The sequence below is a fragment of the Alteromonas sp. ABH4_453 genome, assembly GCF_056160665.1.
The window spans coordinates 92,798-113,851 of the sequence record NZ_JBSWXP010000003.1 but is presented as its reverse complement, the minus strand read 5'-3'; the positions used below and the strand labels follow the sequence as shown (position 1 = coordinate 113,851).

Here is a 21,054-nt window from a genome sequence, read left to right as displayed (position 1 = left end):
ATTACCTTATTTATTATTGTCTGACGAAAAGTCAGATAAATCTAATGCTTGCCCCATCCAACGGCTTAACGCCGGGTCATCGTGCATGGCAGCCTCGCGTAACGCTAGGGTCGTTGAGTGCAACAACGTATTAGTTAGCTTATACGCCATTTCTTCTAATACCGTTTCGGCATTTTTACCTTCCGCTAATTGCGCTTTGGCTTTTTCCACAATATCGTCACGCTGTGCCATGCCTTTTTGGCGATACTGTCTTACTAAATCTATGGATTGCTGCGACTGTTTCCATATCATGTAGTCGCCAGCTTGCTTGTCGATAAGCTTTTCAGCTTCTTTAGCTGCTTGCTCGCGGTTTTCTAAATTCTTTTGAACAATATGCTGTAAATCATCGACAGTATAAAGATAGGCATCACCTAACTCGTTAACCTCTGACTCTATATCACGCGGCACCGCCAAATCGACCAAAAACATTGGCATGTTTTTACGCTGCTTAAGGGCTTTCTCAACCATGCCCTTACCAATTAAAGGTAGCTGACTCGCGGTAGAGCTTATCACGATATCAAAGTCTTTTAAGTGCTCGGGCACTTGCGACAGAGTGAATACACTGGCATCCAATGTTTCGGCTAAAGCCTTTGCGCGGGCTACGGTTCTATTCGCCACCGCCAAACAGCTCACGCCCTGCTCTTTCAAATGTTGAGCAACTAGCTCAATGGTTTCGCCAGCTCCCACTAGTAACACTGAACGTTTTGGTAGTTCAGCAAATATATGTTTTGCCAGCTGAACGGCTGCATAAGCCACGCTTACCGCGTTTGCACCTATATCTGTTTCACTGCGAACTCGCTTCGCCACTGAAAACGTATGTTGGAACAGCTTATCAAACTCGCTGCTCACCATACCTGAGTGTTTTGCATCACCAAACGCCTGCTTCACCTGACCCAAGATTTGAGGCTCACCTAAAATCAGTGAATCAAGCCCGCTGGCTACGCGCATTATATGCTTTACCGCTTCATCTTGCGCGAGCACATAGCTGTTACTGGCAATCTCTTCTACATCTAAATGATGGAAGTCACTTAACCATTGTAGAAGCTTTTGGCCCGTATCGTCTTGAGTATTTACGTAAAGTTCAGTGCGGTTACACGTCGATACAATCACAGACTCATCTACGCCTTCCAGCTTTTTTAAACTCGTAAGCGCTTCCACCAGCGAGTCTGGTGTAAAGGCCACTTTTTCACGAAGTGCTACTGGTGCTGTTTTGTGGTTAATACCGAGGGCGAGTAAAGTCATTAAAATCTGTGCTGGCAACGTCGGAGCGGCATTGTACGAAAAACCCAAAATGATTGAAAGTGTTGGTGAAACTGTGTTCCCATAATGTAACAACTAAATGTGTTTTATTTTTAAACAGGTAACGCGCTTTGATGATTCGCTTAATTTCCCTACTGTTGACCTTTTGCTTTATATTGAGTGCGTGTACAACTGCTCCCAAAGGCCCAAAAAACGCGGTAAACCTCACGGCGCAACTCGAAAAAGTCGCAGAAGTACATCAATGGCAAATGCGCGGAAAAATTGCCTTTCGCCAAGGAAAGGAAGCGGCCAGCCTTAATTTAGTCTGGAAAAACGATTCCGGTGATTTTGATTTTCGATTAACCAATTTTTTAGGGGTAAGTCTGGTTAACCTTAATGCTACCCAGCGGCAGTCAGTATTAGAAGCGGATGGCGAAACATACGTTGATGCCCTACCGGAACCACTTATTTATCAGATTACGGGAATGGTAATTCCGGTTAAACCACTGTTGTCTTGGGTAAAAGGCTTACCGCTGGACGGTGACAAATTCACCCTAACTGAAAAAGGGTTAGTTAATACCCTAGAGAGCTATTGCCAAGGTTGCCGCAATTGGCAAGTCGCTTATGGCAACTACGGTAGTGTTGAGCTAGATGATGGTACATCTGTATGGTTGCCTCACAGCATAACGCTTACTCAAAACGAAACGCCGGAAATGCCTCAAACTCAGCTTAAAATTAAAATTTATCAGTGGACTCTGTAGTGAACGCATCTGTTTCTAAACAAAAAGATTGGTGGCCTTCTCCCGCCAAACTAAATCTTTTCTTACATATTCTTGGCCGCTACGACAACGGCTATCACCAGCTTCAAAGCCTTTTTCAAATGCTGGATTATGGCGATGCGCTCGCCTTTGACATAAGCACAGGCGATACAAGTATTCGCATGGAAACACCACTGGATGGCGTACCAGACGATGACAATTTAATTGTAAAAGCAGCACGACTGTTGGCAACAAAAACAGAATGTAATAAAGGTGCCGTTATTTCGCTAGACAAGCGCCTTCCTTTGGGTGGAGGCATTGGTGGAGGCTCATCTAATGCAGCAACAACCCTAGTTGCGCTTAATCATTTATGGAACACGGGGCTAAGTGAAGATGAACTGGCTGAACTCGGGCTAGCTTTAGGCGCTGATGTACCTATTTTTGTGCGAGGTCTAACGGCATTTGCAGGAGGCGTTGGAGAAGACATAACGCCGGCTCCCCAAAAAGAACAGTATTTTCTTGTAGCGAACCCAAATGTTCATGTCAGCACAGCCGAAGTGTTCACCTCGCCCGATTTGCCCAGAAATACACCAGCGATACGTTGGAAAGACTATAAATTTGAAAAAACTTGGAATGATTGTCAGCAATTAGTCGCTAATCGCTATCCTGAAGTTGCAAAATTATTACAGTGGTTGGTACACTACGCACCGTCGCGAATGACGGGCACAGGTGCTTGCGTATTTGCCACTTTTTCTGACTACACTTTAGCCGAACAAGTTAGGGCTCAAATGCCTGAAGCTTGGCAGAGTTTTGTCGCAAAAGGTGTGAATCGCTCACCACTATTAGACAAATTAGAACAACAAAGATAGCGTGTACGCCACATCGGACAAGAACTTAAAAATTGGGGTATAGCCAAGTTGGTAAGGCAGCGGGTTTTGATCCCGCCATTCGTAGGTTCGAGTCCTGCTACCCCAGCCAAACCTCTTTTATCAACGCACTGAGGAACCACTTGTGCCAGATATGAAGCTCTTTGCAGGTAATGCCGTACCAGAACTTGCCCAGAAAGTTGCCGATCGCCTCTACACCAAACTTGGAAATGCCAAAGTTGGCCGTTTCAGTGACGGTGAAATCAGCGTAGAAATTCATGAAAACGTCCGTGGCTCGGACGTTTTTATTATCCAGTCTACGTGTGCACCTACTAACGATAACCTTATGGAACTTATTGTGATGATCGACGCACTACGTCGCGCATCAGCTGGTCGTATTACAGCAGTAATTCCTTACTTTGGTTATGCACGCCAAGACCGTCGTGTTCGTTCAGCTAGGGTGCCAATTACTGCGAAAGTAGTGGCTGACTTCCTGTCTAACGTTGGTGTTGACCGCGTACTTACTATCGACCTACACGCCGAACAGATTCAAGGTTTCTTTGATGTTCCGGTGGATAACGCATTCGGTACCCCTATCCTTCTTGCTGACATGGTAAGACGTGACTTTGCCGACCCTGTTGTCGTTTCTCCTGACATTGGCGGTGTTGTTCGTGCACGTGCTACTGCGAAACTACTTAACGACACTGACCTTGCCATTATCGATAAACGTCGCCCTAAAGCGAATGTGGCTCAGGTAATGAACATTATTGGTGACGTTAAAGATAGAGACTGCATCATCGTTGATGACATGATTGATACAGGCGGTACGCTTGCAAAAGCAGCAGAAGCGCTTAAAGCACACGGTGCTCGTCGTGTTTATGCTTACGCAACTCACGCAATCTTTTCAGGTAACGCTGCAAACAACCTTAAAGAGTCTGTTATCGACGAAATCATCGTTACCGACTCTATCCCATTAAGTGCAGAGATGAAGCAAATTGGAAAAGTAAAACAGCTTACTTTATCTGAGATGCTTGCTGAAACTATTCGTCGCATCAGCAACGAAGAGTCTATTTCAGCAATGTTTGAGTACTAGCTCACACTAAAAAGCGAGTGAGACAATGTATTTCAATAGCATTGTTTCACTCGCTTCTTTTATACGAAGTATTGATTAATTATCAATTTCGTCTTCTTCGTCTTCGGGCATGTCTACGTCTACAACAGGTACTTCAACTTCCTTAGTCTCTGTTCTCACATCAACATCTACCGTATCGACGTCATACTCAGGCAACTCTCCGCCCTCAACGTCAACATCTGGCATTTTGCCGTCATCGGTTTTCTTTACTTCATATTCAGGTAGTTCGCCAGATTCCACGTCGACATCAGGCATTTCACCATCATCGGTCTTATTTACATCGCATGCACTTGCCGCTAATGCCAAGCTAGATACTGCAAAAATTTTAGTTAAGTGCTTCATTTTCTCTCCTTAAAAACGTTGCTTTTGATAATCCCCAAATAAAGTTATGGAGGTTACCCTCGCTGTGTAATACATCGATTGTGGGTTAGATGAATAAAACCCGTTCGCTGTTATTACATAAGTCAGTAGTTATGAAGCAGGGTCTGTGCCAACTGACTTGAAACGTCTTTATAGCCAAATGTGTGAAACTATTATGAAATCTATTTCACTCTTAGTGGTAAAGAAAACGCGAGACTCTATCAACAATGCTAAATCCTAAGGCGAGCATTATCAGATACCTATTAAACGGCGGCTTAGGTTCACTTAATAAACTTTTCGCTGGTAGGTTTTAATAGACTAAATAAAGCCTAAACTTTTCTCCAAAAATTCCTCTCGTTTTTGAAAAGCAAATACATTGTTCCCATAGACAGACTGCAAGTATTTGTTTAATGATGTAAAAAATATGTATAGGTTTCTGCGTTTTTTGTAGAAATTACTTAAACACCATGGAAGACTGTTAAGCAAAGCTTTAATCGGTAGAAGCCAAAAATTATGCACTGCTGCACACTTGGCTCAAGTGAGCGCTAACCATAAAACACTGCTCTTGTTTAATAGAGGAACATAAGAATGAAAAACAATCGAACAAAACTCGCACTCATATTCACTTCTGCACTTACACTTATCGCTTGCTCTTCAGAAGAAGAGACTAAGGACGTCACAATGGTAGATAAAGAAATGCAAATGGAAACCAAAACGGAATCTATGCCTAAAGAATTGGTTGCAGAGCCTGTTACACAGGCTGAAGCCGTTGAAGATAATGCCAAAGGCGAAGTGACCATGAAAGGCAGCATTATATATAAAGACCTAGAAGGCGGTTTTTACGCTTTTATTGCTGAAAACGGCGACCGCTACACGCTGCATGACCTAGACGAGACCTATCAAAAGAATGGCCTTATTGTAGAAGTTAAAGGTACGCCTAAACCTGACATGATGACCTTTACGCAATTTGGTACGGTGCTTCAAGTATCAAGCGTAAAAGTACTCGATACCAGTAAAGTCATTGATAATTTACAAACACAATGATCGTGAATGTAGCATGATCGTGAATGTAGCTATGCGTGTAGTAAATTACTGATAAAGATAGTTAATCAAGCGATTTCGCAATTATAGAATTATTGCTTTCGCGGGAATGTTGCGTAGCAGCACTTAAAAGGACGGTTATTAATGATAAATGCATATGCCGCTAAAGAAGCGGGTGGAAAACTGGAAAAGTTTCAATACGACCCTGGTAAGCTCGGTTCACATGATGTTGAAATAGACGTTGAAAGCTGTGGTATCTGCCACAGCGACCTAAGCATGCTCGATAATGAATGGGGCATGACAGAGTACCCTTTTGTTCCGGGCCACGAAGTTGTCGGCACAATTAGCCAAATAGGCGAACATGTAACGTCACTTAAAGTAGGACAGCGTGTCGGTTTAGGCTGGCATTCAGGCTACTGTAATAGTTGTAGAACCTGCGAAGAAGGCGATCATAACCTGTGTGGCGATGCGACCATGACCATTGGTGGTCGCCACGGTGGGTTTGCAGATAAAGTGCGCGCCCAGGCACGTGCCGTTATTCCCCTTCCCGATGCAATCGACAGCACAAAAGCCGGTCCTCTGTTTTGCGGCGGTATTACCGTCTTCAACCCGCTTGTCCAGTTTGGTATTAATCCAACCAGTGAAGTGGGTGTGGTCGGCATTGGCGGCCTAGGACATCTCGCCCTACAGTTTTTAAATGCATGGGGATGTAAAGTGGTTGCTTTCACTTCAAGCGAATCTAAAAAGAAGGAAGCGCTAGAGCTAGGTGCGTCAGATACAATTAACAGTCGTGATGAAGATGAAATTAAAAAAGCGCGCGGTCGGTTTGATTTAATTATTTCAACCGTAAATGTAAAGCTAGACTGGAACTTGTACCTATCTACATTGGCACCGAAAGGCCGACTTCACTTTGTAGGCGCCACGCTTGAACCTCTGGATATTGGTGCGTTTAACTTAATTGGTGGTCAAAAAAGTGTGTCAGGATCGCCAGTGGGAAGCCCCGCAACCATTAAGACCATGCTAGATTTCGCTGCACACCACAATATTGAACCTGTGACCGAAACGTTCAAGTTTGATAACGTAAATGAAGCAATTGCGCGATTACGAGAAGGTAAAGCCCATTACAGAGTGGTGCTTACGAAGTAAAGGCCTGTAAAAAATGGCGCCATGCACCAAGAGCCGGCTGATCTTATCGAGCCTTGGAAAGATGACAATTTGGCGCTCAAGTTAGCCTTCCACAACAACAGCTTAATACAAACACAATATAAGCGCGCTAAGGTCCGCTTATTAAGGTTCGCTTATATTGTGCGCTTTTAGTGCAAACAACACGAATGCTTACATTTGTTTAGCTAGATATTTTATCTGCCTTTATAATTGTATGTTTTGGTAGGTGGTGTTAGAATTCGCCGCCCTTGAATTTTGGGCTGGTGTTTTATTGCGCATAGAAAATTATTTTTAAACGTAATTTACATCATATTACCGTGGGTTTTGGTCGCAAAAATCCACATCATTAGACTTATATTTTTGGAGACAGACAATGTCTGAAGCAAATTTCAAACTAGACGCTTCTGTTCGCACAGACCTAGGGAAAGGTGCGAGCCGCCGCCTACGTCGCGAAGATAAGCTTCCTGGTATCATCTACGGTGGTGAAGAAGCACCAGTTTCTATCACTCTAGATCACAACAAAGTAAACAACTCTGCTGACTTTGAAGCGTTTTACTCTCACGTTCTTGAACTAAACCTAGACGGTAAAGTTGTTGAAGTTCTAGTTAAAGATATGCAGCGTCACCCGTACAAGCCGAAGATCATGCACATTGACTTCCAACGTGTTATCGCTGGCGAAGACGTTCACACTAACGTACCACTTCACTTCGTAAACGAAGAAGCTTCTGCTGCTGTTAAAGCTGGCGGTATTGCTGAGCACCACGTAACTGAAATTGAAGTTACTTGTCTACCTAAGAACCTTCCTGAGTTCATCGAAGTAGACATGGCTGGTGTTGAAATGGGTCAAACGCTACACCTTTCTGACCTAACTCTTCCAGCTGGCGTTGCTTCAGTAGAACTTGCGAAGAACGACGAAGCTCACGACCTAGCGGTTGTAACTGTTAAGCCTGCTCCTAAAGCGGCTGAAGCAGAAGAAGACGGCGAAGAAGCAGCTTCTGAGGAATAATCCTCTTGGCTGATATACGCCTTATCGTGGGTCTGGGTAATCCAGGCCCCGAATACGAAAATACCCGACACAATGCCGGTGAATGGTTTCTAAACCAACTTGCCGACACCTACAACGCCCCGCTAAAACCAGAAACCAAATTCTTCGGTAAAACTGCTCGCATTACTATTGCAGGCAAAGATGTCCGTTTGCTCTATCCCACTACCTTTATGAATAAAAGTGGACAAGCTGTAGCAGCACTGGCTAATTTTTATCGCATAGAACCAGAACAAATATTAGTAGCGTTTGACGAATTAGATTTGCCCCCAGGTATTGCAAAATACAAAATTGGCGGCAGCTCTAGTCAAAACGGCGTACGTGACATTGTGGCTAAAATGGGTAACAACAAGAATTTTTTGCGTTTGCGCATAGGTATTGGTCATCCAGGTCATAAAAGCCGAGTAACCGGCCATGTTCTTGGTAAGCCACCAGCAGATGAAAAGGCAGCTATTGAAAGCGCCGTTGATGAAGCGGTACGCTGTACCGAAATTTTGCTGAAAGAAGACCTTAAGCAAGCACAGAACAGGTTGCACTCTCACAAAGGGTAAACCTAGCCAGTTTTCACTTTTCCAAACTAAGGATCCATACCATGGGTTTTAAATGCGGTATTGTTGGCCTACCAAACGTAGGTAAATCAACACTTTTCAATGCATTAACAAAAGCAGGTATCGAAGCGGCAAACTTCCCTTTCTGTACCATCGAGCCAAACACAGGCGTAGTACCTGTGCCAGATCTTCGTTTGGACAAGTTGGCTGAAATTGTAAATCCACAACGCGTTATTCCTACTACCATGGAGTTCGTAGACATTGCTGGCTTGGTAGAAGGTGCCTCTAAAGGTGAAGGTTTAGGAAACAAATTCCTAGCTAACATCCGTGAAACCGACGCTATCGGTCACGTGGTTCGCTGCTTCGACGATGAAAACATTGTTCACGTTGCAGGTCGCGTTAGCCCTAAAGATGACATCGACGTTATTAATACCGAGCTTGCGCTATCTGATTTAGAAACCACAGAAAAAGCACTACACCGTGTAGCAAAACGCGCTAAAGGCGGCGACGCTGATGCTAAGTACGAAATGAAAGTGCTTGAGAAGATTAAGCCGCACCTAGATGAAGGCTTATTACTTCGTTCACTTGAACTAACGAAAGAAGAGCTTGCCGCAATCAGCTACATGAACATGCTTACTCTTAAGCCAACCATGTACATTGCTAACGTGAATGAAGACGGCTTTGAAAACAACCCGTACCTTGACCAAGTAAAAGAAATTGCAGCAGGCGAAAATGCTACTGTAGTTGCAGTATGCGCGGCTATCGAGTCTGATATTGCAGAGCTTGAAGACGACGAGCGTGAAGAGTTTATGCAAGACATGGGGTTAGAAGAACCAGGTCTTAACCGCGTAATTCGTGCGGGTTACAGCCTACTTACGCTTCAAACTTACTTTACTGCAGGCGTAAAAGAAGTACGTGCGTGGACCTTCCCAGAAGGCTCAACGGCACCGCAAGCAGCAGGTAAAATTCACACCGACTTCGAAAAAGGCTTTATTCGCGCCGAAATAGTGAGCTACGATCACTTTGTCGAATTTAATGGCGAACAAGGTGCTAAAGATGCAGGTAAATGGCGTTTAGAAGGTAAAGACTATATTGTTAAAGATGGCGACGTTATCCACTTCCGCTTTAACGTATAATTTCTAATTCAGAAATTAGCACTGTTTACTAAAGCCACCGCAAGGTGGCTTTTTTGTTTGCGGTAAACAATTGTGAAGCGTACATAGGGCTGATATAACTAGTAAAAAACTAACGGCCTTTGCAATGACGTTTAATCAGCTTACCGCTTCACACCCTTTAACTTTATCTTGCAACAAATCACAGCACGCGAAACGATTTTCAGTATTAAGAACCTCAATTAAAGCGTTGTGCTTGTTAAGCCTTGCTAATTTTTCTTTTGCAAGTGAACCTCGAGCCAACCCAGTGAATGTACAAGTCAGCAGCGATGCTATTGAAAGGTCGCCAGCTATAGCGAGTAACACCGCCAGTTGGTATCAAGTGCCTCAGAGTAATACTGTGACCTTTAAGACAGCCTATGGTGATGTGGTCATTGCGCTTCACCCTACTCTTGCACCAAAACATGTGGCCAGGTTTAAAAGTTTAATAGACGAAGGCTTTTATAACGAACAGGCCTTTTATCGAGTGGTAGACGGATTTGTGGCACAGGCAGGCAGTAACGATACTCACGATGCCTCAAAATTTCCGCCGACACTGCTTAAACCAATCAACGCTGAATTTACCCAACCGCTCAACAGCAACGTAAACCTAGTAGAAACCAAAGGTATTTTTGCGCCAAACACCGGCTTTTTAGATGGCTTTCCCGTGGGCATTGATAAAAGCCGCAAAGAAATGTGGGGGCTTCACTGTCCAGGTGTGGTGGCTTTTGCTCGCAATAGCGAGAAAGATACGGCCAGTACGGAGTTTTATATTGTGATTGGCCAAGCACCACGACACTTAGACAGAAATATGTCGGTAGTTGGCCGCGTTGTGAAAGGTATGGAGCTACTTCAAAAATTGCCTAGAGGCAACAAGGACACAGGCGGTGTACTAGATAACATAACCCAAGAGAGTAAAATAAAGCAGGCTTTTGTACATAATGGCAACTCAACGCCTTTCTTTTTACAAACGCCACATCATGAAGAATACAAAAAGCGGGCTAATACGGGAAGAAACCTAGATAACCCGTTTTTTCATGACAATACCTACGGCCCGCGCGCTATTGACGTGTGTTATTACCAAACAAAAGCTAGTGACAAAGCTTGGTAAATGCGTACTTTAACCCTTGCAAGTTGTTCAAATTCACGGCTTTTTGTGCGTATTTCGCCCTAATGCGCACACTTAATGAGCATTTAAAAAAAGTTAGTAAAAAAGGGGTTGACGGTTGCCAGTCATATACGCATAATACGCGCCACTTCCTGAGAGGGAAGAGAATAGCAAGGCTACGTAGCTCAGTTGGTTAGAGCACATCACTCATAATGATGGGGTCGCAAGTTCGAATCTCGCCGTAGCCACCAATTCTCACTTATCTCTTTTAGGAAAGTCTAGCTGCGCGGAAGTGGTGGAATTGGTAGACACGCTGGATTTAGGTTCCAGTGCTTCACGGCGTGAGAGTTCAAGTCTCTCCTTCCGCACCACGACTGGGGTATAGCCAAGTTGGTAAGGCAGCGGGTTTTGATCCCGCCATTCATAGGTTCGAGTCCTGTTACCCCAGCCATTCTTTTTTGAATGACTATTATAGCTAGCGTCTACGCGGAAGTGGTGGAATTGGTAGACACGCTGGATTTAGGTTCCAGTGCTTCACGGCGTGAGAGTTCAAGTCTCTCCTTCCGCACCATTTGGGGTATAGCCAAGTTGGTAAGGCAGCGGGTTTTGATCCCGCCATTCATAGGTTCGAGTCCTGTTACCCCAGCCAAATTCTTGAGAAGCCGCTCATCGAGCGGCTTTTTATTGAAGATAAAAGTTTAGGCTACGTAGCTCAGTTGGTTAGAGCACATCACTCATAATGATGGGGTCGCAAGTTCGAATCTCGCCGTAGCCACCAACTTTTACTTATTCCTTAATTGGAAGTCTACATTGCGGAAGTGGTGGAATTGGTAGACACGCTGGATTTAGGTTCCAGTGCTTCACGGCGTGAGAGTTCAAGTCTCTCCTTCCGCACCAATATTGGGGTATAGCCAAGTTGGTAAGGCAGCGGGTTTTGATCCCGCCATTCATAGGTTCGAGTCCTGTTACCCCAGCCATATTTTTGAAAAAGCCGCTCTTTTGAGCGGCTTTTTTGTTTGTACTCTCGTTTTGTTCAGCAAATGTGTTCTTCTCCCCCATAAATGAATAAATTTGCTATATGCGAGCATAAAACGTCATAGTTTCAGTACGTTTTCATTGTCCAATCATTTAACTGTCGTGCTAGTATTGGTTCTTTATCGATATAGCTCGGCTTATCCTAAGGTTTAGCAAATATATGTTTGCTTAAACTGAAGCGTTTGTTCTGACAACGCACCTGTCATGTTCAGTTCATCTTTACACGCCGAGCAGCTATTAAAACAATAACGAAGGAAAGTGCGTGATAAACGAATTCGTTTCATTAGTTAACAATATTCTGTGGGGAGACGGCCAGGTACTTATTATCATGCTATTGGCATGTGGTATTTGGTTTACCGTAAAACTAGGCGGTGTACAGCTTAGACACTTCGGCCATATGTTTAGCCTGCTTAAAGGCAGTAACACCTCGACTAAAGACGGCATAAGTTCATTCCAAGCCTTATGTACCAGTTTATCTGCCCGCGTGGGTACCGGTAACTTAGCTGGCGTTGCGGTAGCTATATCGCTAGGCGGTGCGGGCGCTATATTTTGGATGTGGATGATTGCCCTTCTCGGTATGGCCACCGGCTTTGCTGAAAGTGTATTAGGTCAGCTATATAAAGTACGTGACGAAAACGGCGAGTTCCGTGGCGGACCTGCGTACTACATAAAGCAAGGTTTGAACAAAACTTGGCTAGCCGTTGCTTTCTCGCTGTGTTTGTTCTTTGGCTACGGTTTCGTTTTCAGTGCCGTTCAAGCTAATACCATTACCGATGCGTTAAACAATGCGTACTCCTTCCCTACTGAATATGTTGGCCTAGCCATTATTGCCTTAGCAGCGTTAATTGTTGTGGGTGGACTTAAAAGCATCGCCCGCTTTGCCGAGTTTGTCGTTCCCTTCATGGGGATTGGCTACGTGCTAGTGGCGCTTGCCATTACCTTCATTAATATTTCCGAACTGCCAGCCATGCTGCTTGATATCGTGAAGTCGGCGTTTGGTTTACAAGAAGCGGGGGCTGGTGCACTAGGCGCTGCCATTAAAAATGGTATTCAGCGCGGACTGTATTCAAACGAAGCGGGCAGCGGCTCTGTACCGCACGCAGCGGCAAGTGCTGTTCCAAATCCTAATCACCCGGTATCTCAAGGCTACATTCAGATGCTCGGTGTTTTCTTAGATACACTAATACTGTGTACATCGACGGCGTTTATCATTTTACTTGCTGGCGGTTCAAGCTCTGATCAAATGGAAGGCATACGCCTAACCCAAGACGCCATGAGCAGTCACTTAGGCGAAGGTGGTACCGACTTTGTGGCAGCCGCCATCAGCTTATTTGCTTTTACGTCTGTAGTGGCAAACTACGCCTATGGCGAAAGTAACCTTCACATGTTTAAACTGGATAATAAAATAGGCCGTGCAGTCTACACTATTGGTTATTTAGGCATGATTTACTGGGGAGCACAGGCAGCGCTACCTCAGGTATGGGCCATGGCCGATATGGCACTAGGCTTGATGACGGTTATTAACATTATCGCTATTGTATGGATGACGCCAACTATTGTGTCTATCAGCAAAGACTACTTTAAGAAAAAAGACAGTGGCGCAAACATGGAGTACAAAGCGGGCGACTGTGAAATACAGGGTAAGTCAGAAAATGGTATTTGGGATTAACCCAACATTTTAAGTTAAAAAAAAGGGGCATCATTGATGCCCCTTCTTGTTTCTATATAGCAATTTTAATGGGTTTGATAAAGTACCTTGCCGGTAGCAAAGGTTAACCTGACATTTCCTTCGCTATCTTCGTCACAGTAAATATTATTATTCAAACTAGCTTCTAATTCTGAGTCTGCCATTAAAAAGTCAGACTCCCATATAAGTTCGCCTGAACGCATATCTAGTGCGTATACTTTTGATTTAGCTTGCCTAGAATCATATTGCAAATCATCCGTTAAGTTAAACTCTGGGGTAATGACATATGTCACCCCGTGGGCTTTTGTATCGGAGAACTCGCTACAGTAGTCAAGGCGAAGTGCTGATGTAATTCTAGAGGTCTCAATGCTTGAATCAGAGTAAACAGAAACGAAGCTATCATCGACAACATTATAAATATGATTAAAAAGAAGCGCTTGTGGGTTGGTACTGTTAACGTTAATTCTTTCCCTAACCATGATAGATATAAACGGAGTATCATCAAACGTCGTGTTCACAATAGCGGGCTCGTCTTCCACAAGATACAACTCTTCATCCGTTGGGTATTTAACTTTTCTAAAGACTTCAAAGCCTTCAGGTGTCTTTTGTAAAATAACGAGATGATCGTCGACAATAATTGCAATATAGTGTTTTCCTTGCCAAGTATAACTACTCAGCCCGCGGACTGGTCCGCTCCCCTCAAGGCCCCATAAGGTTATTTGTGCCTCTTCCTGCATGCTGTCTTGTTCAACAATGAACAGCTCTCGGCTCATCTTTACAAGGATATAGTCAACACCAGCCACGTTAACAAACTTAAATTCTGGAGGACCGCCATTTACACCAATTACATATTCTGACACTGCATTACTATTAAAACCCTTTCTCACTAACGTAGAGTCAAATATTTCCCAACCGTAAGTATCAAGAGATGTGGTCGACAAAGAAATAAAGGTAGGCTCTAGTTCAGCAGCCGCTTTTTCAGTAAATGAGGAACTTCTATCTTCATTTAAACTAAATACCCCTTTCAAACTCCCCACCGCATAGCCGTCACTTGTGGCAGCAATGTTTCCCAACACCTCGTAATAGTCTGCGTCTGAAGTTAAATTTTCTACTACTGGGTCAGCTGTGCTGTTAGTAGCCACTGTAAGGGTGTGTTTGAGCCTTGTTGCATAATCGCGATTGCTCACTTCTATTTCAAAATTAACATCTAACGGATAGCCAAAATTAGGCACAAAGGCGTTCCATTCAATGCTACCGTCATTGGTTATTTGCATATCTAAAGGCGAGGTAACTAACCTAAATTCAAAAGGTCCGTTACCCTCTGGATTTAATATCTCAATATTATTTGAATATACTTCTCCCACCTGAAGATTAGACGATAAACTTGCAAGCTCTATTTGTGGCTGGCTTTGTTTAGCATAAACCGACACCGTTACAGGGTCTGATTCAACCTTTCCATCAAAAGCGATAACTTGAAGCTGATATTGGCCAGACTGAGTAAAGCTTACGCGAGTATTGTTAAAGCCGTTATTTTGAAATGTAACGTTAGCACCTTCAGGGGCCGATAGAACGCTCCACTGGAAAGTAAGAAGGTCGTTATCAGCATCACTACTTTCGCTTGCATCTAATAACACAAACTCGTTGCGGTCAGCTTCAAGTGACGTAGAAGCCATACTCACAAGCGGCGCCGTATTTTCAGTATCTAAATAGTTTTGATTACCGATAAAAGAAAAAGGAATAACTAGCACAGGCTCTTCAGCATTATTGATATCGCTGAAAAGGCCAACAGAGACAAGCCCTTCTTCTTTTTCTTTGATTATAAGTGTGCTTGAACCCGCGATAGCTAGGGCTAGAGACGGTGAGGTGAATGAGCCTGGCCGCATAGTTGTAATATCAACATAACCATAAGGAGAAATGTAGATTCTTCCTTCAGGCACTAACACAGGGTTATTTTCGGAAATCGTGGTGTCTATGTCTACGTCATCAATAAACACCGTAACACCTGATGACGCGTAGGTAAGCAGTCCCTTTACTATGGCTGACTCTGTGTATTGTTCACCAACAGATGCTTCAATCGTACCCTCGAAGTTTGCAACCATTCGTGAATTGTCGATGGTTAGGCTATCAAACGAAAGAGTCCCTTCAAACGACTCGCCATTAGAAGACACGGACGATACAGACAACGTACCTTTTCCATCAAAAGTATAGGGCCCCAAAGCACAATTTATGTATTCAACCTCAGAGGTATCATTCTTTAGCTCACCAACAATTAATTGCCCAGACTCACAGTCTAATCCAGAAGGTTGTTCGTGATTGGTTAACACACGGTCGAAACGCGCGTAAGGGAATTCATCTGAATGCACTAACATTACCGATGTATCCAGCGCAGATGTTACATAATAAGCAATATCATAGGCAGATGTGCTGTCTACGACAGCTTCATTTTTAAGCCCCTCATACTTGCTAAAAAGTCCGCTTGGGGCAGGCGCAGGTGTAGTAGGTGTTACAGGGGTAGGTGAAGGGGATGAGGAACCTCCGCCTCCCCCTCCGCATGCTGATAATACCGATAAAGTGACGACGGCAGCCGCACTATGTTTGATAAGGTTAACTATGCTGTTCATATTACACTCGTAATTATGAGCATGCTTTATAAGAACATCGGAAAAAATAGAAGAGGCAATGCTTTAGAGAGGTAAACTTACTTAACTTTATCCAAAACGCGACAACTAAAACTATCCATGTTTTTAAACGGTAAGAATGCTCGAATTTTCTGCTGATAATCAACGCGAAAAGTTAAACAGTAATCCCCCTCTTTTCAAGTCCTATTTTATCATTGTATTTACAACGCCACTGGCAAATGCCCTGTCTTAACCCAAATTATTGTCTCTTCATCAACGTACGGATGATGCTGACTCATATGTGGGCTTCTAATCCAGGTACCTTTGGGGTAATCATCATGCTCATCTTTGAACGTACCCGACAGCACGAAAATCTCTTCGCCACCAAAATGTTTGTGAGGCTTAAATACCTCACCCACTGGCCACTTAACTAAGGCAACGTGCTCATGCTCGAAATTATGAAGCGGCATCACTTGCAAGCCGCCCTGCCCTTGCAGCCATTCTGAGGTATTTGTATTCACCCTAACCTCAGCCAAGTCGCGCTTATCGAATTGATTCAGTTTAACCAATATCACACAGCCTTCTTTACTAAACGGGCTGTGTTTACTGCCCGGTGGATTGCGCAGGTAAGTGCCTGCAGGGTAGTCTCCATGCTCGTCGGAAAACACGCCTTCAAGCACCAAAATTTCTTCACCATACGGATGACTATGCTGCTTAAAGCTAGCGCCAGGCTCGTACTTCACTACGCTAGTTGTATGGCCCGACTCTTTCGCTTCACGCTCTAATGGCTTTCGCCATACCGTAGACGATGGTGATGCTTGCCACTCTTGCAACTGCGTGTTTATTGCCAAGCGTTCATCAAAGTTCATATTTAACATCTAGGTCACCAATGAGGATTAAGTTTTGCCGATACTCTATTAAAGACCTTTACTCAGGTCTTAGCATTTCGAAAAAATTCTCTTGGGATATAGTGTAGTAATCACCACGTCCTCCGCCACGTGAAACTGGCGCACTTTTTAGCGTGCTATAAACACCGTTTTCAATCAGCGACTTATCAATGTGTACGCCCACCACTTCGCCCATAATGAACCAACTATTCACTTCATCGCCTGAGGCCGACTTAAGCTGTACTACATCGGTTAGCCTACACTCCATGCTCACCTTGCTCGCTTTTACGCGAGGAACCTGCACAATTTCACTGTCGATAGTTTGCAGCCCTGCATGGTCGAACTCGCTTTCTTCTGGTGCTAAAGGTTTGCTTGTTGTATTCATTGCATCAACCAAATCTTCCGATACCAAGTTCCAACAAAACTCGCCTGTCTCTTGCACGTTTATCAAAGAATCTTTTTTACTGCCTACAACAGAGAACCCAATAATAGGCGGCGTATAGTTCAAGGCGTTAAAGAAGCTATAAGGGGCAAGGTTTAGCACGCCCGCTTTCGACTGAGTAGATATCCATCCAATTGGTCGAGGCGCAATAATGGCGTTAAACGGGTCGTGAGCCAGACCATGACCTTCTTTTGGTTGATAAAAATGCGTTTGTGACAAAACCATTCCTTAAAATGTGTGGTAGGGTAAAACTACTATTGATATGAACGCTTTCACGGCGTTTTTCAAGGGCTTAAGATTAAAGGTTGTTTATGACTGCACGTAGTGTCGCTTTTTCAAGAACAAGACTCACTGAGTTAATGGTACCGTCATTCGCTAATTTTGGCGGAAAAGTACATGGTGGCGTTATCTTATCTTTAATGGATAAGGTCGCCTATGCCTGCGCGAGCAAGCATGCAGGTGCGTATTGCGTTACGGTAACTGTGGATGGCGTTGAATTTTTACAACCCGTGGAGGTTGGTGACCTGCTTCACCTTGATGCTACTGTACATTATGTAGGGAACACGTCGCTAGTTGTGGGAATAAAAGTCACCACGGAAAACATTAAAACAAACGAAGTTAAGCACACCAACAATAGCTTTTTTACAATGGTGGCAAAAGATGACACCGGCACACCGGTCTCTGTGCCTGAATTAGAACTCACAAACCACCATGAAATGCGCAACTTCGTAACGGCTATCCGCCGCAGTAAAATTCGCAAGGAAGCGCAAGTTAAGCTACAACGCGACTACGACGCTTTCATTCCTAAAGAAGACTTTGCCCTTTTAAATGAACATCGCTGTGCAGTTACTTTTGAGAAAAATGAATAAGTAATAGTTATAAAAAAGCCAGTTGAGTATTAATCAACTGGCCTTCTGCTTTTGAGAACCGATGCTAATTAAAATCTATACGAGACTTTTCCGTAAACAAAACGGCCAGTAAAACCGTAAGGCGAGAAGCCAGAATATGAGAATAAGCGAGAGAATGTAGTTACATCATCCACCAAATCTCGCGTTGGTTCTGGGTATACATCAAAGATATTGTTAGCACCTACAGAAACAGTAAGCCCTTCTGTTAGCGCAATGCGAACGTCAAGATCTGTGATCCATTCTGAAGGAATAATTTCGTTGCGTGCTTCAATGGACGACGGGTCCTCCACTTCACCGTAACGCGTGGTACGTAATGTTGTTGTGTAACGGTCGTAATTCCACGTAACACCTAAGTTCAGTTTGCTGTCGGGTGAAGCTGTTTCAAAACGACGAAGCTCCACATCGCTGAACAGGTTATCTTGGTCGAACCCAGCGTTTTGCAGCACGTCAGGAGCATCTAGAATGTCTGTCACTTCGTTGTCATTAAAGTTAGCGCCAGCATTAAAATTAAACGTACCGTAATCAGATGTGTTTAAGGTGTAAGTAGACACAATGTCCACGCCTTCAGTGCGCGAGTTGATAGCGTTTAGGAAAAAGCGTGCACGGTTTGCTCCAGTCCCCTCTAGCAAGGCCTCAATCGCGTCACCCGAAAGGTTGTTAGACAGCACTATACGATCGTCGATGTCAATACGGTAAAAATCTACCGTTAAGTTGAAGTCAGCTGTGGGCGAGTAAGTAAAACCGGCACTGTAGTTAGTCGACTCTTCCGCATCTAACCCTGGACTACCGAGCGCTTGCGCAACTTCACTTGATGGAGCAAAAGTGCCCGTCTCAGTTGGCTCGCCATCAACAAATACGGTGGCAATAGAGGTAAAGAACTGCTGCTGAAGAGACGGTGCTCTAAAGCCTGTTGATACCGACGCACGAAGGGCAAAAGCATCGCTTAGCGTTACACGGTGCGACATTTTCCAGTTAAACGTGCTGCCAAAGTCAGAATAATCTTCATAGCGACCGGCCACCGCTACATTCCAGTTCTCAACCACATCAGCTTCTAAATCAACATAAAAGCTGTAGTTGTGACGGCTATTGTCACCTGCAGACTCTGGGGTAAAGCCAGGGAATACCTGAGAGCCAGCGGCGCCAAATGGCCCATCAACCGGGTCTGTCACAGCTCCACCTGGCCCAAAGGTACCTTGAATGTAAGAGTTTTCTTCACCAGCAGTTATTTCGTAGCTTTCATGACGGTATTCTGCGCCCATCGCAAAGTTCATTTCGCTGTAAAACAGCCCTGTATCGACAAGACGAGACGCGTCAGCGTTGATTATAGTCGTATCATATTCAAGGGTACCCGCGTCGAATTCGGTCTGGCTTGTTGGGCCAAGTGACGTATTAAGTGTGTTAACTACACCGTATTCTAGCTCGTTACCACCGTGAGTTAACGATAGGTCGTAATTCCAGACATCCCCATAGCCTTTAATTCCAGCGATAAGCGACATATCGGTAATATCGGTTTGAATAGAAGGTAAGAAGCCATCTTCATAAATCTCAACGATATTGCGTGAGTCTTGTGCACGACGGTAAAAACCACTACCAAGAGAGTCTCGCGTGCTATAGCCAGCAGTAGTATAAAACTCAACGCTGTCAGTTAGCGCTTTACCTGCGTTAATAAACAGCGCGTAGTCTTCTACCTCGCCGTTGCCGTAAACATGGTTGTAGCGGTTTACGGTGAGGTCACGTGGGTCTAGATTACCCTCTGCATCGCGGGCATAGTTTTCTCGCTGATCGTAGTCAGCACGATTTGCTTGGCCGCGGTCACGATACTCTGCTGAAACATTAACAAAACCATCATCGCCCCACTCAAAGCCCATGTTACCGCGAAGAGTAAAGGTTTGACCGTCGGTTACCTCTCGGTCACTGCCCTCATTAAATGCTAAATTACCGTCAGCACCGATACTTACCCCTTCAAGGTTTGGTACGCCGTCCATCGTTGTAACGTTAGCACCATACGTTGCCGATACTTCGCCGCCTTCAGCGGCGTCTTTTAATACAATATTGATAACACCGGCGATAGCGTCTGAACCGTATTGTGCCGCAGCACCGTCGCGCAAGACTTCAATTCGCTTGATAGCGTTAGCAGGAATAGCATTCAAATCTACCGCAGAAGAACCACGGCCAACCGAACCGTTAAGGTTAAGCAGCGCGGAAGTATGACGACGCTTACCGTTTACCAAAACCAGCGTGTGATCTGGCGCCAAGCCTCGAAGCTGAGCTGGGCGTACGTGGTCTGTGCCGTCGGTAATAGACGGTTGAGGAAAGTTAAAGCTAGGCAGTAACTGATTTAAAATCATGTTGGTTTCAGTTAGGCCCGTTGCTTCTATCGAGGACGCATCAATGATATCGATTGGAACGGGAGAGTCATTAACAGTTCGGCCAACCCGGCGAGAACCTACAATTTGAATTTGCTCAACATCTTGCTCATCAACTGCAGTTTGTTCTTGTGCTAGTGATGAAGTAGAAAATTGCATGCCTGCTATTGCAGAAGTGATTAAGGAAAGCTTAAAAACAGAAGCGTTAAATTTTGCCTGTTGCATTGTGATGTTCCTGAATTTTATGTGTTTAATGCATTGAAAACTGTGCTTCTTACTCTACCGAGTAGAAAAAAAGACCTACAGATACATTTTCTTTTTCTGTTGTTGGGGTACTGCTAAACGCCGAATTGTCTGACTAGACTTATAATTATTAGAAGTGGTAAGCAAATATGCTGTGGGGTGAGTAAATCACAAAAATATTCCACCGCACAATACTAAAGTTGTAATAATTTAGAAATATCGATGACAGGTGGGATTTAAGGGACAAAATATTGAACAAAGTTTTTCTGCTTTTGCAATGAAAAAAGGTGGCCGTAGCCACCTTCTCAAGCATTACATAGCGTTATGCTTTTTTAAGCTTTTTCTTTAGCTTTTTTAGTTTGCTTTCTTGCTTAGCTATTTTTGCCTTAGCTACTTTCATCTCTTTTTTGATTTCTTTTT

The 21,054-nt window shown here is 44.1% G+C and carries 17 protein-coding genes and 9 tRNA genes; 20 read left to right on the top strand and 6 right to left on the bottom strand.

Annotation, left to right across the window (positions count from 1 at the left end; all coding sequences use genetic code 11):
- Positions 1–6: 6 nt before the first annotated feature.
- Positions 7–1,281, bottom strand: coding sequence for a glutamyl-tRNA reductase (hemA, locus tag ACXAGV_RS06900; protein ID WP_474872608.1), 1,275 nt, complete (start codon positions 1,279–1,281; stop codon positions 7–9).
- Positions 1,282–1,412: 131 nt separating this feature from the next.
- Between hemA and lolB the strand changes: the two genes are divergently transcribed.
- From lolB to ACXAGV_RS06880, 4 genes are all read left to right on the top strand, one after another.
- Complete coding sequence (lolB, locus tag ACXAGV_RS06895) at positions 1,413–2,039, top strand: lipoprotein insertase outer membrane protein LolB (RefSeq protein WP_474872915.1); 627 nt, start codon at positions 1,413–1,415, stop codon at positions 2,037–2,039.
- A complete protein-coding gene (ispE, locus tag ACXAGV_RS06890) occupies positions 2,039–2,905 on the top strand; it encodes a 4-(cytidine 5'-diphospho)-2-C-methyl-D-erythritol kinase (RefSeq protein WP_474872607.1) in 867 nt (288 codons plus the stop codon). The genes lolB and ispE overlap by 1 nt, the downstream gene beginning before the upstream one ends.
- A gap of 33 nt (positions 2,906–2,938) precedes the next feature.
- A tRNA-Gln gene (locus ACXAGV_RS06885) sits at positions 2,939–3,014 on the top strand.
- A 33-nt stretch (positions 3,015–3,047) separates the two neighbouring features.
- A complete protein-coding gene (locus ACXAGV_RS06880) occupies positions 3,048–3,995 on the top strand; it encodes a ribose-phosphate pyrophosphokinase (RefSeq protein ID WP_014949014.1) in 948 nt (315 codons plus the stop codon).
- Positions 3,996–4,070: 75 nt separating this feature from the next.
- Here ACXAGV_RS06880 and ACXAGV_RS06875 read toward each other — a convergent pair whose 3' ends face one another.
- The gene (locus tag ACXAGV_RS06875; RefSeq protein WP_474872606.1) at positions 4,071–4,376 is read right to left on the bottom strand and encodes a hypothetical protein; all 306 of its coding nucleotides are present in this window, start codon (positions 4,374–4,376) and stop codon (positions 4,071–4,073) included.
- A 606-nt stretch (positions 4,377–4,982) separates the two neighbouring features.
- Between ACXAGV_RS06875 and ACXAGV_RS06870 the strand changes: the two genes are divergently transcribed.
- The 15 genes from ACXAGV_RS06870 (at position 4,983) to ACXAGV_RS06800 (ending at position 13,152) form a co-directional block, all read left to right on the top strand.
- The gene (locus tag ACXAGV_RS06870) at positions 4,983–5,438 is read left to right on the top strand and encodes a ribose-phosphate pyrophosphokinase (protein WP_474872605.1); all 456 of its coding nucleotides are present in this window, start codon (positions 4,983–4,985) and stop codon (positions 5,436–5,438) included.
- A gap of 141 nt (positions 5,439–5,579) precedes the next feature.
- Complete coding sequence (ahr, locus tag ACXAGV_RS06865; protein ID WP_474872604.1) at positions 5,580–6,581, top strand: NADPH-dependent aldehyde reductase Ahr; 1,002 nt, start codon at positions 5,580–5,582, stop codon at positions 6,579–6,581.
- 391 nt (positions 6,582–6,972) lie between these two features.
- On the top strand, positions 6,973–7,605 hold the full coding sequence (locus ACXAGV_RS06860; protein ID WP_474872603.1) for a 50S ribosomal protein L25/general stress protein Ctc: 633 nt from the start codon (positions 6,973–6,975) through the stop codon (positions 7,603–7,605).
- A 5-nt stretch (positions 7,606–7,610) separates the two neighbouring features.
- A complete protein-coding gene (pth, locus tag ACXAGV_RS06855; protein ID WP_474872602.1) occupies positions 7,611–8,192 on the top strand; it encodes an aminoacyl-tRNA hydrolase in 582 nt (193 codons plus the stop codon).
- Positions 8,193–8,233: 41 nt separating this feature from the next.
- A complete protein-coding gene (ychF, locus tag ACXAGV_RS06850) occupies positions 8,234–9,325 on the top strand; it encodes a redox-regulated ATPase YchF (protein WP_474872601.1) in 1,092 nt (363 codons plus the stop codon).
- A gap of 124 nt (positions 9,326–9,449) precedes the next feature.
- On the top strand, positions 9,450–10,451 hold the full coding sequence (locus tag ACXAGV_RS06845; protein ID WP_474872600.1) for a peptidylprolyl isomerase: 1,002 nt from the start codon (positions 9,450–9,452) through the stop codon (positions 10,449–10,451).
- Between the two features lie 171 nt (positions 10,452–10,622).
- Positions 10,623–10,699 (top strand) — tRNA-Met (locus tag ACXAGV_RS06840).
- A gap of 35 nt (positions 10,700–10,734) precedes the next feature.
- Positions 10,735–10,819: transfer RNA gene (locus ACXAGV_RS06835), tRNA-Leu, on the top strand.
- A gap of 4 nt (positions 10,820–10,823) precedes the next feature.
- Positions 10,824–10,899: transfer RNA gene (locus ACXAGV_RS06830), tRNA-Gln, on the top strand.
- Between the two features lie 35 nt (positions 10,900–10,934).
- A tRNA-Leu gene (locus ACXAGV_RS06825) sits at positions 10,935–11,019 on the top strand.
- A gap of 2 nt (positions 11,020–11,021) precedes the next feature.
- Positions 11,022–11,097: transfer RNA gene (locus ACXAGV_RS06820), tRNA-Gln, on the top strand.
- 52 nt (positions 11,098–11,149) lie between these two features.
- Positions 11,150–11,226: transfer RNA gene (locus tag ACXAGV_RS06815), tRNA-Met, on the top strand.
- Positions 11,227–11,260: 34 nt separating this feature from the next.
- A tRNA-Leu gene (locus ACXAGV_RS06810) sits at positions 11,261–11,345 on the top strand.
- Positions 11,346–11,349: 4 nt separating this feature from the next.
- Positions 11,350–11,425 (top strand) — tRNA-Gln (locus ACXAGV_RS06805).
- A 320-nt stretch (positions 11,426–11,745) separates the two neighbouring features.
- Positions 11,746–13,152 carry an alanine/glycine:cation symporter family protein gene (locus tag ACXAGV_RS06800; protein ID WP_474872599.1) on the top strand — a complete coding sequence of 469 codons (1,407 nt, stop codon included), beginning with the start codon at positions 11,746–11,748 and terminating at the stop codon, positions 13,150–13,152.
- Between the two features lie 65 nt (positions 13,153–13,217).
- Here ACXAGV_RS06800 and ACXAGV_RS06795 read toward each other — a convergent pair whose 3' ends face one another.
- The 3 genes from ACXAGV_RS06795 to ACXAGV_RS06785 form a co-directional block, all read right to left on the bottom strand.
- On the bottom strand, positions 13,218–15,791 hold the full coding sequence (locus ACXAGV_RS06795) for a PKD domain-containing protein (RefSeq protein ID WP_474872598.1): 2,574 nt from the start codon (positions 15,789–15,791) through the stop codon (positions 13,218–13,220).
- A 218-nt stretch (positions 15,792–16,009) separates the two neighbouring features.
- Entirely contained in the window at positions 16,010–16,666 is a 657-nt protein-coding gene (locus ACXAGV_RS06790) for a cupin domain-containing protein (protein WP_474872597.1), read from the bottom strand.
- 49 nt (positions 16,667–16,715) lie between these two features.
- Positions 16,716–17,336, bottom strand: a complete 621-nt coding sequence (locus ACXAGV_RS06785) for a flavin reductase family protein (RefSeq protein WP_474872596.1) — start codon at positions 17,334–17,336, stop codon at positions 16,716–16,718.
- 92 nt (positions 17,337–17,428) lie between these two features.
- Here ACXAGV_RS06785 and ACXAGV_RS06780 point away from each other — a divergent pair, with 92 nt between their 5' ends.
- Complete coding sequence (locus tag ACXAGV_RS06780; protein ID WP_474872595.1) at positions 17,429–17,986, top strand: acyl-CoA thioesterase; 558 nt, start codon at positions 17,429–17,431, stop codon at positions 17,984–17,986.
- A 68-nt stretch (positions 17,987–18,054) separates the two neighbouring features.
- Here the strand turns inward: ACXAGV_RS06780 and ACXAGV_RS06775 are convergent, their stop codons facing one another.
- On the bottom strand, positions 18,055–20,616 hold the full coding sequence (locus ACXAGV_RS06775) for a TonB-dependent receptor plug domain-containing protein (protein WP_474872594.1): 2,562 nt from the start codon (positions 20,614–20,616) through the stop codon (positions 18,055–18,057).
- Between the last annotated feature and the right edge of the window lie 438 nt (positions 20,617–21,054).

Coding starts and splice junctions, on each gene's coding strand:
- ychF (WP_474872601.1), top strand. CDS start 8,234: ATGGGTTTTAAATGCGGTATTGTTGGCCTACCAAACGTAGGTAAATCA.
- ACXAGV_RS06845 (WP_474872600.1), top strand. CDS start 9,450: ATGACGTTTAATCAGCTTACCGCTTCACACCCTTTAACTTTATCTTGC.
- lolB (WP_474872915.1), top strand. CDS start 1,413: ATGATTCGCTTAATTTCCCTACTGTTGACCTTTTGCTTTATATTGAGT.
- ACXAGV_RS06860 (WP_474872603.1), top strand. CDS start 6,973: ATGTCTGAAGCAAATTTCAAACTAGACGCTTCTGTTCGCACAGACCTA.
- ACXAGV_RS06870 (WP_474872605.1), top strand. CDS start 4,983: ATGAAAAACAATCGAACAAAACTCGCACTCATATTCACTTCTGCACTT.
- ACXAGV_RS06780 (WP_474872595.1), top strand. CDS start 17,429: ATGACTGCACGTAGTGTCGCTTTTTCAAGAACAAGACTCACTGAGTTA.
- ACXAGV_RS06775 (WP_474872594.1), bottom strand. CDS start 20,616: ATGCAACAGGCAAAATTTAACGCTTCTGTTTTTAAGCTTTCCTTAATC.
- ahr (WP_474872604.1), top strand. CDS start 5,580: ATGATAAATGCATATGCCGCTAAAGAAGCGGGTGGAAAACTGGAAAAG.
- ACXAGV_RS06875 (WP_474872606.1), bottom strand. CDS start 4,376: ATGAAGCACTTAACTAAAATTTTTGCAGTATCTAGCTTGGCATTAGCG.
- hemA (WP_474872608.1), bottom strand. CDS start 1,281: ATGACTTTACTCGCCCTCGGTATTAACCACAAAACAGCACCAGTAGCA.
- ACXAGV_RS06790 (WP_474872597.1), bottom strand. CDS start 16,666: ATGTTAAATATGAACTTTGATGAACGCTTGGCAATAAACACGCAGTTG.
- ACXAGV_RS06795 (WP_474872598.1), bottom strand. CDS start 15,791: ATGAACAGCATAGTTAACCTTATCAAACATAGTGCGGCTGCCGTCGTC.